This window comes from Ligilactobacillus saerimneri DSM 16049 (assembly GCF_000423265.1).
Taxonomy (GTDB): domain Bacteria; phylum Bacillota; class Bacilli; order Lactobacillales; family Lactobacillaceae; genus Ligilactobacillus; species Ligilactobacillus saerimneri.
In genome coordinates this window covers 1-13,807 of record NZ_AUHQ01000038.1, presented here as the reverse complement: position 1 = coordinate 13,807, position 13,807 = coordinate 1, and the positions used below count along the sequence as shown (strand labels likewise).

Genomic DNA, 13,807 nt, shown 5'->3' with positions numbered 1-13,807 from the left:
ATAGTGGTGCCCATAAAGGTCCTTCTTTCTAATGGAATGTTGTAACGACACCATTAAAGACCTTTATGGGTTTTTCTGTCCACTAAAATGTTCAACTTAAATTTTACAATCTGCCAAACAAAAAGAAATTTTGGAAAAAATAATCGACAAATGGATGTAAAACATCCTTGTGACAAGGCGGTGGGTCTGCATATATCCCAAGCTTCTAGGCGTGCAGTTATTTTCCACATTATTATGTAATATTAGCAAATAAAAAAGAGAAGGCGGATAACCTTCTCTTAATTATCTTAATTGTGGGGTAATGGGAATGTGCCTGCAACTGAATCGGTCCCGGTTTCTTTTTCTGCTAAGTAAGTAGCAAGGGCCTTAATAGCACCCGTACCTTGAAAAGAAAAAGCACAGGTATCATTAATAGGGTCACATACAACAATAGTTGGATGATCAGTGACATTCATTTCGGCAGCCACTTTTTGGTCTTTATGGAAAGACGCGACTGCTAGCGGTGAGTTGCGATCTTGGGAAAACATTTCCCAATCAAGGTGAGCAACCGCCGCTGCTTTTTTAGCTACTGCATCGCTATAAGGTTGTTTCTCTACCCCGACTTGCTTTTGAACGCTTAATAAAAATTGACAACCACGTTCTTTTCCCTGAAAACAAGCTGCTTTGTAATCAATAGCAGACTGATAGATTTGTTGGGAAAGGTCATTACGTGCTTCTAAGTTATCCAGTGCCAAGTGATGACGCAACATAACAGTTTCAATTGTTTTGAGCGACATTAACGTAATGAAACGGAACCGGATTTTTTGTGAAGTATGGCTGACCAACTCCAATAAGTCCTTTTCAGCTTGATAGCAAATTTTTCCAATTGGATTAACGAATAAATATACTTCTAACAACTTTTCTCCTCCGCCTCACATATAACTATCCTTACTTTATCAAAAACAAATTTTTTTTCAATTATTATGTTTTTCCTGCAAGAATAATGAGTTTGCTTTTGGCATACTTCTGATCTGTGTTACACTGAAAAAGTGTATATTGAGGCGAAATGAGGGTTATGCGTGTGATGGAAAACTGGATACAGTTTATTCAGCCTTATAGTCAGGCTGTTAATGAATTAATCTTCAAATTTCAGGAATATCAGGAACAATTTGCCCAAACGGGTCAGCACGTGCCGATTGAATTAGTAACGGGACGGGTAAAAACGCTGGCAAGTATTGAGGAAAAGATGAAGCGACGCAATATTCCGTTATCACGGCTAGACCCGGATATGGAAGATATTGCCGGGGTTCGTATCGTATGTCAATTTGTAGAGGATATATACCAAGTCGTGGCATTAATTCGGCGGCGGCAGGACTTTAAAATCTTGGAAGAACGCGACTATATTTCCAATCGTAAACCGAGCGGCTACCGGTCATACCACATTATCATTGAATATCCGGTGCAGACGCTAACTGACATCAAAGTGGTAAAGGCTGAAATTCAGGTGCGGACGATGGCGATGAATTTTTGGGCAACTATTGAGCATTCACTAAACTACAAATATCATGGACAGTTTCCGCATGAATTGGCGCAACGGTTGCAAAAAAGTGCTGAGGCAACGTTTTTATTAGACACAGAAATGTCCAATATTAGGGATGAGATTCAAAAGGCACAAAAAGAGTTTGAACACCGGAAGAATAAAGGCGGGCATCCCCACCTGTTCCAGTAGGTAAATGAAACCAGTTTTGGAGGAAAGACAATGAAAGTAGCAATTGTCGCAAATAAATTAGCTAAAACACAGGTGATTAAGCAAACGCTCTTGCAGAAATTAAGGGATAATGGGATCGGAGTTGATGATCAATACCCTGATATTGTTATTTCTATTGGGGGTGACGGAACGTTGCTTTCGGCTTTCCATGATTATCAAGATCAAGTTGATCGGATACGATTTATTGGTGTCCATACCGGTCATTTAGGCTTCTATACAGATTGGCAAGCCAATGAACTAGACGATCTAGTGGTTAGTTTATTATCGGACAATGACCAAGCAGTTACCTATCCGTTGCTAGAAGTTAAGGTACAGTTTGCTGATACAGCGAAGTGTAGGGAATATTTGGCTTTAAACGAGTCGGCCTTAAAAAAATTGAGTGCAACCTTAGTGACGGATGTTTATATCGGGGGAGAATTTTTTGAAAGGTTCCGGGGTGATGGGCTGTGTGTTTCCACTCCTACGGGATCAACTGCCTATAATAAGTCGTTGGGTGGGGCAGTAGTTCATCCTGACCTCGATGTAATGCAGGTGGCTGAGATTAGTTCCTTAAACAATTTGGTTTTTCGAACTTTGGGATCACCGATGATTATTTCGCCTAATGATACGGTGAAATTCATTCCTGAACAGGAAACAGAGTTTCTTTTAACTGTTGACGCTATGACCTTGCCCCAAAAAAAGATTGCCCAGATTTCTTACCGGGTATCCAAGCACCGTATCCAGTTTGCTAAATACCGCCATAATGATTTTTGGGACCGGGTACAGGAATCATTCATTGGGAGTAAAAGATAATGGATTTGCAGTGGGAATATCAAGGGGAAGTCCCCATGAAGTTGAAAACTTTCCTCAAAGAACAACAACTTTCCCGGCGTTTACTGAGTACAATTCGTAATGATGTCGAGGGGACAATCTTAGTTAATGGTCAGTCCAGCCGCAAAATTGATAAGCTTTTTGCTGGTGACCAGGTTCATGTGATTCTTCCCCCAGAACCAATCAGTACTAACATCGTGCCATCCTTTGTGCCAATACAGGTGGTTTATGAAGATCGCGATTTTTTAGTGGTGAATAAACCGGGCCACTTGGCTTCAATTCCTTCAGCTGTTCATCCGGATGATTCATTGGTAAGTAGGGTGTGGGGCTACTATTTGCTTCGTGGATATGAGCAGCAAGGAATTGTTCCCCACATTGTAACGCGCCTAGACCGCGATACTTCAGGCTTAGTTCTTTTTGCTAAGCACCGGTTGGCTCATGCTGCTGTTGCCCAGCAGCTAACAGCCCACACACTACTCAAGCATTACTATGCAATCATTGCTGGAGATGATTGGGAAACGGATTTTGTAGTTGCTCAACCAATTGGTCCTGATCCAGATAATGTATACAAGCGCCAGGTGCGTTCTGACGGCAAATTGGCATATAGCCACTTTACCCGGCTAAAAGTAAGCAATGGTAATAGCCTATATGAGGTTGACTTGAAAACGGGGCGTACGCATCAAATTAGGGTCCACGCTGCTTTTATGGGACATCCGTTGATTGGTGATCGACTGTACGGAGGGCCACAAGGAGTAGGCCTCGAGCGTCAAGCCTTACACTGCCATTACTTACAATTTTGGCAACCTTTTTCCCATAAGCAGGTGGTAGTCAATACACCTTTACCAAGCGAACTAGCACAATTACTGAAATTAAAATAGAAGAGGTGACTATTCATGGTTGAAAAACAACTGAATAATCATGAGCAGATCACAACCATAAAAACGTTATTAGATGCTCAAAAAGCCCGTAAGTTTCGGGAAACTTATTTGGCTTATCACGTTTATGAACAAGCACAGGTATTTATTGAATTAGACCGGGATGAACGAACACGGTTATACCGGTACTTGACCCCCGAAGAAGTTGGGGATATGTTCAACGCGATTGAAGAAGAACCTGAAAAAGTGGTAGCATTTTTTGATGAAATGACTCCTACATATGCGGCCGGGGTAATTAATGAAATGTATTCAGATAATGTCGTTGATATCTTGGCTTATGCCAATAAAGAACATCTGAATAATTACTTACGGTTATTACCGGCTAAAACAGCAGCTGAGATTCGTAAATTACTCCATTATGAGGATAAGACAGCTGGTTCGATCATGTCGACAGAATTTGTCGCTATTTCGCAGGAGCTTAATGTTGAGCAGGCAATGCAAGAAATTAAAGTAGCGGCTAAAGATGCCGAAACTATTTATTATGTATATGTTATCAACGATGAGCAACGTTTAGTGGGGATTTTGACCTTGCGGGATATGCTCCGCAATGAAAACCACATTATGGTTAAAGATATTATGAACCGGCAAGTAATGTCGGTAAAGGTTGAAGACGATCAGGAAGATGTTGCTCGGACAATTCGGGACTATAACTTCTTGGCTATCCCGGTAACTGATTTTGCCAACCATATGATCGGTATTATCAACGTCGATGATATCATTGACGTTATTGATGAAGAGTCGGCGGAAGATTACTCTGGGTTGGCTGCGGTTGACGTTGAGCAACCAGATGAAAGTCCGTGGCGGGCTGCCTTTAAGCGGATGCCATGGCTGATTACGTTGTTACTCTTGGGGATGTCGACTACTAGTCTGATTTCACATTATGAAAGCTTAGTTAGTCAAGCTAGTATTTTAGCGGTTTTCATGTCATCAATTACGGGGACGGCTGGGAATGCCGGAACCCAAAGTTTGGCGACGGCAGTGCGCCGCTTAGCATTTGATGATGACGAAAAGTCGTTGCTTCGCCAATTGTTTGGTGAGTTGATCACAGGCGTGATTTTGGGTTTGGTTACAGGCACAGTGATCATGATAATCGTCGGTATCTGGAAGCATAATTTTGTGTTGGGATTTGTGATCGGTTTTGCCATGATGTGTGCAATTATCGTCGCTAACTTAGCGGGGAGTTTTATTCCAATGTTTATGGACAAGATAGGGGTTGACCCAGCGGTGGCTTCTGGTCCCTTTATCTCAACTCTTAGTGACTTAACATCAGTGTTGATCTACTTTAATATTGCGCGCTTATTCTTGAATTTTTTTGTTGGACAATGAATAAGCTTAAGCTAGCCTTGTCCAGCCGGATGTTCCACCCGGCTGGACAAGGTTTTTTTAGTATTCGAAGCATGAATAAAGTTTGTTATTGATTTCACAAAGTTAGACTACTATACTAAAAACTGATTTATCATTACTAGGGAGATGTAATACGTGATTATTTCGTGGTGGGGGGCCTTGATCGGTCTTGCGAGCGCAATTATCTTGATTTTGCGTAAACTAAATGCAGTATATGCTCTTTTTTTGGGTGCGATCATTGGCTGCCTGTTAGGTGGCGCTAATTTAGCGCAAACAGTAGATGTATTAGTGAAAGGTTCACAAAGTGTCATGGGAACCGTTGTCCGGGTCCTGGCAGCGGGGATGTTGGCCGGCGTTATGATGGAGTCGGGAGCTGCCAATACATTAGCACGGACAATTGTAAAAAAGTTAGGGGACAAAATGGCACTATTTGCCCTTGCGTTGGCCACAATGGTGATTACTGCTGTGGGGGTATTTATTCCGGTAGCAGTTTTGATCGTTGCGCCAATTGCACTTGAAGTCGGACACCGGAGTCATATTTCTAAGTTGGCTTTGTTGGTTGCCCTTTCAGGTGGTGGCAAAGCGGGAAATATCATATCACCGAATGCCAATACAATTGCTGCTGCTAAGGGTTTTGGATTAAATCTTAGTCAAGTGATGATTGCAGATTTTATTCCCGCTTTAGTAGCACTTATTGTTACTGTAATTGTCGCTTCTTTCCTTAAAGGTAGAGGTCCAGCAGTAAAGGATACTGATCTGGATGAAAGTGATCAGGATGCCTTAGACAGTCTACCGCCTTTATGGGCTTCCTTGGTAACACCAATCATTGCCATTATTTTGTTGCTGATTAATCCACTAGGGCAGATTTTTCACATTGGGTGGATGAGTACAATTGATCTGGATGCCACCTATGTCTTGCCGTTTGCTGCCGTTATTGGCGCCTTGGCAATGAAAAAGGGAGCTTATTTATCGCATTATGCTGCTACTGGTGTGGCTAAGATGACAACGGTTGTTATGATTTTGATTGGGGCTGGAGCTATTGGGGCCACGATTACCCAATCTACTTTGCCTGAATTACTGATAACCGCAATTAAAGTCAGCCATATTCCAGGAACTTTATTAGCCCCGTTGTCTGGGATCTTGATGGCTGGGGCAGCTGCTTCCACTTCTACTGGGGTTATTTTGGCCACCGGTTCATTTTCAAAGGCAATTTTGGGCTTTGGTGTCAGTCCTTTGGCTGGCGCTGCAATGGTTCATACTGGGGCGATTGTTATCGACCAGTTGCCACAGGGGAATTACTTCCACGTTACCGGATCTGCAATGCATATGAACATTAAAGAACGGTCAGAAGGTATTCTTTTTGAAATGTTATGTGGTGGGGCGGCTTGTTTGACTGCAACGCTTTTATATGGCTTTTTGCACTTAGTTTAGGAGGTTAACATGAAATTTCTTATTGCACCTGATTCTTTTAAGGGTTCGTTGACTGCTAAGGAAGTTGCACAGGCAATCAAGGCGGGTATCGAGCGGGTTTATCCCCAAGCAGAATACCGGTTGGTTCCGATGGCTGATGGTGGTGAAGGAACAGTCCAGTCACTGGTTGATGCGACAGCAGGACGCTTGCTCACTAAGCATGTTACAGGACCCTTGGGCACAACAGTTGCTGCTCAGTATGGGATCTTAGGTGACGGACAGACAGCTGTGATTGAGATGGCCCAGGCCAGTGGCATTCAATATGTGAACGAACAGACGAAAAATCCTTTAGTAACAACGACCTATGGGACCGGAGAATTAATCTTAGACGCACTAGACCAAGGGATAAAAAAGATCATCTTGGGAATTGGTGGTTCGGCCACTAATGATGGTGGTGCAGGCATGGCACAAGCATTAGGCTTTCGTTTGCAAGATAAAAATAATCAAGAACTAGCCTTTGGTGGTGGGGCTTTGAACCGTCTTGATCACATTGAAAGCCAAGAGGCTGATCCCCGCCTGCAAGAAACAACTATTCTAATTGCTTCGGATGTGACCAATCCCTTAACAGGAGAAAACGGAGCAGCGGCAGTATTTGGTCCCCAAAAAGGTGCCAGTGCAGCTGATGTGGCTGTTTTAGACCATAACCTGCACCATTACGCAAATATTGTTAAACGTGATTTGGGGAAAGACCTTGAGCACACAGCTGGTGCCGGAGCTGCTGGTGGTTTGGGAATGGGGCTTTTAGCCTTTACCCAGGCACAAATGGCACGCGGAATCGATTTAGTGATTGAGTTTACCCACCTAAAACAACAAGCCCAAGGAGTAGATTTTGTCTTTACTGGTGAAGGTGGGATTGATTTTCAAACTAAGTTTGGCAAAACACCTTTTGGCGTAGCTAAAGCAACTAAAGAAGTAACGCCAACGGCGCCAGTAATTGTCTTGGCAGGAAATGTTGGCGAAAATATTGATTCATTGTATGGAAGTGCAGCAATGGATGCCATTTTTGCTACTCCAGCCGGGGTTAAAGATCTAGATCAGGCGATTGCTGATGGCAAGCATGATATCGCTCAAACTGCAGAGAATATCGCCCGGTTACTCAAAGTAACTAGAATGCAACAACAATAATAATTAGTGCAAAAGGAGGTTGGATGACCTCCTTTTTTCTTGTCAATATATGAGAGCACATAAACACCCGCCATATAAAACTATATACCGGGTGGAATTGGCAAAAGGACTAATTTTAGAAAATTATGTATGCATTTTGTAGCTGCAAAATAAAAAACTTAGGCGCAAATCAGCTTGCACCTAAGTCAGAATAATAAAAATTAGAGAAATTAATAAATCAGCGCTATTCCCTAACTCCTAAATTACAGTTCTAAGATAAACCGGTACTGATCGGAAAGATCAGCTGCATCTGAAGCAACAACAGGCACCACCAGGGAATCAGAGAGATCATGTTGCGTCGAGTAAATGTGATCAAGTTGCTGATCATGGGCCCATTTAATTGTAGCGGTTACTTGACTTGGAGCTAACTGATCAATGCTCCAGCCTAAGCTAACTTGCATTCCACCCGCAGCTGCTATCAACTGCACTAAACTTGAGCTGTCTAAACCGCCTTTGTCAGTTAGTGCATTGATAATTACTCCATCTGCACCTAATGACTGCACAGTGAAAACATCAGCTTCCATGATTTTAATTTCACTGTCATTGTAGATATAGTCAGGCTTGGGAGCAGCGATGAGAACATCAACCGCAGCGCCATGTTCATGGGCATAGCGTATCGTTTCAGCAATAAAACCATGACTAGGGGTTGTCAGTGGTGAAGTTGCGCTAGCGATAGTTAAGTGGGTGTAACCAGCATTGAGAGCAGCAGTTACAGCAGCAAAGTTAGTAACAACTTTATTTTTAATTAACATTAATTATTTCCTCCAATAAAGTGAACACATACCCCTTGCGGTAAAGTTGTGTCGTGCCAGAGGCGTTGGCGTAACAAACCAGTAGCAGGATCGCGCCGGAAAAGGGTAAGGTTGTCAGAATTTTGGTGGGCTACTAAGAGAAACTTGCCGGTTGGATCGAGGGCAAAGTCCCGCGGAAAGTCCCCAGCAGTGTTAGCATTTTGGATTAAGTGTAACTGATTATTGGCAGTGATTGCAAAAACAGCAATCGAATTGTAACCACGGTTGGAAACATAGAGGAATTTTTTATCAGCTGATATGCGAATCGCTGCTGCCCCATTATGAGCCTGCCAAGAGGCAGGAATAGTGGCATGAGTTGCCACGATAGTAAAGCGTCCGTTGGAATAATGAAGCAGAGCGACTTGACTGCTTAATTCCCCGACCACATAAGCGGTAGCTTCGTCTTTGAAAACAATATGCCGCGGACCAAACCCGGCAGGGAGGTCAGTAACATGGTCCAAAATAAGGCGATCATCCGCAACATGAAGTGTCAGCAGCTGGTCAGAACCAAGATCAACAGCAATTAAATTGCCGTCAGGAGCCAGATCAACGTAGTGCAGGTGTGCGCTTTGCTGTTCTGGACGGGGGCCATGACCGCAACGATGTAAAGTATCACAGAGGGTCAAAGTATGGTCTGCTGCTACCCGGTATAACTTGATGTCAGCGGTATGGTAATTTGCAGAAAAAAGGAGGTGCTTAGTAGCATCATAAGCAACATAGCATGGGGCTGGGCCAGAAGCTAGGACGGTGGACTTTAATTGAGCTGTCCCAGAGTTAGCATCATAAACGTAACTGGCTACACCTGCTTCATTTCCCCGCTTAATAATCGAATATAGGCCCCCATTGTCGTCAGTTGTAAGATAAGTAGGGTTATCTAGGGTAGCAATGTTCTTGATGTCATGTACTTTGGCGGTTACTGGGTCAAGCGTTCCACTGTAAATCCCCTTACTTGCCTTACTGGTATAGGTTCCAAAAAGGATTTTTTCTTCCATAAATATCATCCTTTCACAGAATAAAGCTAGAAATTAATTTATTCTCAGTATAGCACACTATAGTTGGCGAACTTTCTTTCTCCTGGTGGGATTAAGTTTGCTGGTACAACCACGGCGGGAACTATGGTAAAATGAATATAAAAATTAATGGTAAGGAGGGAAAATGATGCTTGAATCGCAAGTGATGTCAATTGGATCAGAAGCAATTTCAGCAGATGATCCGCTACTGATCTTATTTGACGAAACTGCGTCCGATCAATTACGGAAGGTTTCGGTTATTCAACGATTCTCAGGGCTTTTACCAGAGAATTATGATATTGCTGTTGGCAACAAGATCAAGTTTGATGATCAAGAATACACAGTAAAGTATGTTGGCGAGCTAGTAAAGAGTAATATCTTGATGATTGGCCATGCTACTTTGAACTTTAAAGATGTACCAGAAAACCCACAGCAAAATGCTATTTACTTGGAACCATATGAGTTACCTCAGATCAAAAAGGGAACTATCATCAAGTATAGCTAACAAAGAGCCATATCAATGAAGCAATTTTCCAGGTTTAACCGGTGTAAATCCGCTTTATGATGGCTCTTTTTATTTGCATAAGACATTATGATAAAACTATAATTAATAATAAATTAACAGAGGGGGAGCATGATGGCTAAGAAAAAGAAGTTAAAAAAGACTAATGAAGAGCGGATCTTAGACCAACATGGAATTGCGTATCAAGAATATACATTTGATTGGATCAATCGTGGAAATGACGCTTTAGCAGAAGCAGAGGAACAGGGTGTTCCAGCAGGAAGCTTGCTAAAAACGATTGTTCTCAATGCTAATCAAGATCCCAAGGATTATTTAGTAGTGTGCCTACCATTGCAAAATGAAATTGATTTAAAGAAGGTTGCCCATGAATTGGGGAAGAAGCAAGTTCATTTGGCTGATAACAAAAAGTTAATTAATATTACTGGTTATGTTCATGGAGCTAATACGCCAATTGGGATCAGTTTTAAAAAAGGCTTTCCTATTTATTTTGATGAACGAATTAAAGAATATTCTGAGATTTCGGTATCAGCCGGTAAAATCGGGCGGTCGGTTAGGATGAAACGTGAGGATCTTGTCAGTTTGGTGCGGGGACGCTATATTGCAGTGGAACGATAAAAACAAAAGGGCTTGTAATTATCTAAAATTGTGGTATTATAATTTCTAAGAAATCGGTTGTTAGTAATTATCGTCAATAACGTTAGTTACTAGATGATTGTACTTCATAACGTAGCTGTTCGCCGTGCCCACACCGAATGGTTACGCTTTTTTTATGCACATTTTACCAGAGAGGAAGTTAACAGTGACAAATCATATTGCGCTATTTGAACCATTGATGCCTGCTAATACGGGAAATATTGCCCGGACATGTGCGGGAACTAATACGGAGTTACATCTAATTGAACCATTAGGTTTTTCGACTGATGACAAACATATGAAGCGGGCTGGCTTAGACTATTGGGATAAGGTCAAGATTACTTATCATAAAAACCTGCGGGAATTCATTGATTCCATTCCAGATCTGAATAATTTGTATATTGTTTCTAAGTTTGCTGAACGAGCATACACTGAAGTTGACTATACTGATACAACTAAGGATCACTATTTCCTTTTCGGCAAGGAAACGACAGGCTTACCTGAACAATTTATGCGGCGGTATCCAGAAAAATGTGTCCGTATTCCGCAAAATGATCACAACATCAGAGCGTTAAACCTATCCAACTCGGCTGCTATTGTGATCTACGAAGCCTTACGGCAACAACAATTTCCTGCGCTGGAAACCCAGCATACTTATGAGCATGATAAACTTAAGTAAAAGAGACTAAAGGGGGAAGCACTCATGCCGCAAAGAAAAAGAAAAAAAAGAAGAACTGCTACTTCGACCGATCATTCCCGGCGAGTTGAGGGTTTAATTTTTATTCTTTTAGGAGTGCTGGGGTTACTAAAATTAGGCCATTTAGGACGACTATTTGACAATTTATTGCGGATTGTTAGTGGCGATTTCTATCAAGTTTTGGCAGTTTTGGTGGTTCTTTTAGGAGGATATTTGCTCCTTAATGACCGTGACCCCCACCTGAGCAAGCGGACATGGTGGGCAAGTAGTCTCATAGTAGGGGGAAGTCTTTTATTTAAAGAAGCGTATTTTTTCCAGCAATTGGATTTACATGCTAATTTTATCAGCATTAATTGGCAGTATCTAATTCAAGATATTATTGCTGATACACTAGGTAATTCGGTTGGTGGGGGGATGGTAGCAGCCTTCCTGTACACTGGGACACATTTTTTGGTGGCCCAGTTGGGTTCATTTATAATTGCGAGTTTACTTATCATCCTCGGCGTTTTAACTGCCTTTAACATAAGTTCCCGCCAGGCATTGGAAGTAGTGGGGCGTTTTTTGGCGCAGGTTTTTCGATGGAGTGGAAAGTGGGCTAGCCGTGGTGGTCAAAAGGGTAAAGAAGTATTCCATAACTTTAAGCAACAAGCAGACAAACGCCGCAAGGAAAAAGCCCCTGAAAAAATCCAAGCTGATCCCCAAGAGCCAGGTGTTCAACCATCGGTTGCCATGGCCCCTAGGGAAAAAGCGATTACCGATAGGGAACCTGAAAAGCAGACAAGCGTGTGGAATCAGGTTCAACCGCCTAAGAGCGGTGAAGCCGATCATGAAGATCAGAAACAGGTAAAACCAATGTTGCAGCAACGCTACCGAACGCTACTCACTGATTATCAGTTGCCACCTTTGAGTTTGCTTCAGGACGGGACAACAGTTGATCAGAGTGCAGAAAAACAAGTTATTAAGCGCAACGAGCGGATCTTGAAGGAAACCTTCGAGAGTTTCGGTGTTGATGTTGAACTAAAAAATACTATTTTGGGACCGTCAGTTACGAAATACGAGTTACATCCCGCCATTGGGGTTAAAGTGAGCAAAATAGTTAATTTGACTAATGATTTAGCCTTGGCTCTAGCTGCTAAAGATATTCGGATTGAGGCACCAATTCCAGGAAAGGCTTTGATTGGGATCGAAGTTCCCAATCAAAAAGTGGCACCGGTAGCATTTAAAGATGTTATTAGTGAGGAGCAAAAAATGTCCCACCAACCACTGGAAGTGCCCATTGGACGCGATATTGCGGGCAAATTAATCACAGCTGACCTGGCTAAGATGCCCCACCTGCTGATTGCTGGTTCGACGGGGAGTGGGAAGTCAGTAGCGATTAATGATATCATCACTAGTTTACTGATTAACAACCTGCCCACTGAAGTCAAGCTCGTTTTAGTCGATCCTAAAAAAGTTGAATTGGGGATTTATAATGATATCCCTCACCTGCTAACGCCAGTTGTAACTGAACCACAAAAGGCGGCTAAAGCTCTGCATAAGCTGGTCAAGGTAATGGAAGATCGTTATGAGCAGTTTGCTAATACGGGGCAGCGTAAAATTGAAACATATAATGAAATGATTATGCGACAAAACCAGGAGCAGGGCACGGCTGAACCGTTGATGCCATATATTGTTTGTGTCTTGGACGAACTATCAGACCTGATGATGGTAGCAGCGAGTGAAGTCGAAGCGGCGATTATTCGTATTGCACAGATGGGGCGGGCCGCAGGGATCCATTTGATTCTTGCTACCCAGCGCCCCTCAGTGGATGTCATTACTGGTTTGATCAAGGCCAATGTGCCATCACGGATGGCTTTTGCTGTCTCCAGCAATACTGACTCGCGTACAATTATTGACCAATCTGGTGCAGAAAAACTCCTAGGCCGGGGGGACATGCTGTACCTGCCAATGGGACAGAACAAACCGACCCGGGTTCAGGGGGCATTTGTTACAGATGATGATGTCAAGAATGTGGTTGACTTCATCAAGAAGCAAGCCCAAGCGGATTATGATGAGACACTCTTGGTAACAGATAATGAACTTGCTGATGAGAATGAGGCTGAGGAACGGGACGTACTTTTTGATGAAGTGGTAACATTTATTCAGCAGCAACAGAAGTGCAGCATATCATTATTGCAACGCCGGTTTAAGATTGGCTATAACCGTGCAGCCCGGATCGTTGATCAACTAGAAGCAGCGGGGCTAATTGGCCCAGCTGATGGAAGCAAGCCACGGCAAGTATATGTTAAGCCGGATCAAAATGAATAAGGCTAATGAGCGCACCTAAGATTGGCGCGCTTTTTGTATTTGGTAGATTGCAATAAATAACTTGAACAAATTTAATGACGCAGATTAAGCAAAAAGATCTCAATTGGAGTTCGCCAGTTCAAACATTTGAGTGGCCGTGAATTCAGATACCAGTTAATCTGAATCAATTCATCATCACTAATCTCTTCAATTGGCTGACCCTTAGGAATAAATCGCCGTAACACTCGATTACGATTCTCATTACTACCACGTTCATGCGGAGAATAAGCATGGGCAAAGTACAACGGCACGCCGGTATTTTTCTCAATTGATTGGTAGTTGGCGAACTCTTTCCCGTGATCAACCGTCAGTGTCTTGAGATTAGTTCCTAATTGAT

Annotated in this window: 14 protein-coding genes; 10 read left to right on the top strand and 4 right to left on the bottom strand. The window is 42.6% G+C overall.

Translation table 11 applies throughout. The features are described from left to right. Positions 1–287: 287 nt before the first annotated feature. The gene (locus G541_RS09700; protein ID WP_009553856.1) at positions 288–896 is read right to left on the bottom strand and encodes a DsbA family protein; all 609 of its coding nucleotides are present in this window, start codon (positions 894–896) and stop codon (positions 288–290) included. Positions 897–1,063: 167 nt separating this feature from the next. Here G541_RS09700 and G541_RS0107750 point away from each other — a divergent pair, with 167 nt between their 5' ends. The 6 genes from G541_RS0107750 to G541_RS0107725 all read left to right on the top strand — a co-directional run bounded on the left by G541_RS0107750 (position 1,064) and on the right by G541_RS0107725 (position 7,431). Then, the gene (locus G541_RS0107750) at positions 1,064–1,708 is read left to right on the top strand and encodes a GTP pyrophosphokinase (RefSeq protein WP_009553855.1); all 645 of its coding nucleotides are present in this window, start codon (positions 1,064–1,066) and stop codon (positions 1,706–1,708) included. A 30-nt stretch (positions 1,709–1,738) separates the two neighbouring features. Further along, positions 1,739–2,539, top strand: a complete 801-nt coding sequence (locus G541_RS0107745; RefSeq protein ID WP_027827066.1) for an NAD kinase — start codon at positions 1,739–1,741, stop codon at positions 2,537–2,539. Continuing rightward, positions 2,539–3,435, top strand: coding sequence for an RluA family pseudouridine synthase (locus G541_RS0107740; protein ID WP_027827065.1), 897 nt, complete (start codon positions 2,539–2,541; stop codon positions 3,433–3,435). The genes G541_RS0107745 and G541_RS0107740 overlap by 1 nt, the downstream gene beginning before the upstream one ends. Positions 3,436–3,450: 15 nt before the next feature. Beyond that, positions 3,451–4,818 (top strand): magnesium transporter, encoded by a 1,368-nt coding sequence (gene mgtE, locus G541_RS0107735; protein WP_009553852.1) that lies wholly within the window; start codon positions 3,451–3,453, stop codon positions 4,816–4,818. Between the two features lie 153 nt (positions 4,819–4,971). After that, positions 4,972–6,267, top strand: a complete 1,296-nt coding sequence (locus G541_RS0107730) for a GntP family permease (RefSeq protein ID WP_027827064.1) — start codon at positions 4,972–4,974, stop codon at positions 6,265–6,267. Between the two features lie 9 nt (positions 6,268–6,276). Next, complete coding sequence (locus G541_RS0107725; protein ID WP_027827063.1) at positions 6,277–7,431, top strand: glycerate kinase family protein; 1,155 nt, start codon at positions 6,277–6,279, stop codon at positions 7,429–7,431. 242 nt (positions 7,432–7,673) lie between these two features. Here the strand turns inward: G541_RS0107725 and G541_RS09695 are convergent, their stop codons facing one another. Continuing rightward, on the bottom strand, positions 7,674–8,222 hold the full coding sequence (locus G541_RS09695) for a copper homeostasis protein CutC (protein ID WP_051174612.1): 549 nt from the start codon (positions 8,220–8,222) through the stop codon (positions 7,674–7,676). Beyond that, on the bottom strand, positions 8,222–9,253 hold the full coding sequence (locus G541_RS0107715; protein ID WP_027827062.1) for a lactonase family protein: 1,032 nt from the start codon (positions 9,251–9,253) through the stop codon (positions 8,222–8,224). Before G541_RS0107715 ends, G541_RS09695 begins: the two co-directional genes overlap by 1 nt. A 166-nt stretch (positions 9,254–9,419) precedes the next feature. On the opposite strand from G541_RS0107715, the gene G541_RS0107710 reads away from it, so the two are divergent. The 4 genes from G541_RS0107710 (at position 9,420) to G541_RS0107695 (ending at position 13,431) form a co-directional block, all read left to right on the top strand. Further along, positions 9,420–9,776, top strand: coding sequence for a PTS glucitol/sorbitol transporter subunit IIA (locus G541_RS0107710; RefSeq protein ID WP_009553847.1), 357 nt, complete (start codon positions 9,420–9,422; stop codon positions 9,774–9,776). Between the two features lie 132 nt (positions 9,777–9,908). Then, entirely contained in the window at positions 9,909–10,409 is a 501-nt protein-coding gene (locus G541_RS0107705; RefSeq protein ID WP_009553846.1) for an aminoacyl-tRNA deacylase, read from the top strand. 184 nt (positions 10,410–10,593) lie between these two features. Then, positions 10,594–11,106, top strand: coding sequence for a tRNA (uridine(34)/cytosine(34)/5-carboxymethylaminomethyluridine(34)-2'-O)-methyltransferase TrmL (gene trmL / locus G541_RS0107700; protein ID WP_009553845.1), 513 nt, complete (start codon positions 10,594–10,596; stop codon positions 11,104–11,106). Between the two features lie 24 nt (positions 11,107–11,130). Next, the gene (locus G541_RS0107695) at positions 11,131–13,431 is read left to right on the top strand and encodes a DNA translocase FtsK (RefSeq protein WP_027827061.1); all 2,301 of its coding nucleotides are present in this window, start codon (positions 11,131–11,133) and stop codon (positions 13,429–13,431) included. Between the two features lie 71 nt (positions 13,432–13,502). Here the strand turns inward: G541_RS0107695 and G541_RS09690 are convergent. Then, positions 13,503–13,807: IS30 family transposase (locus G541_RS09690; protein ID WP_027826706.1), on the bottom strand; the 305-nt coding region annotated here is incomplete at its 5' end.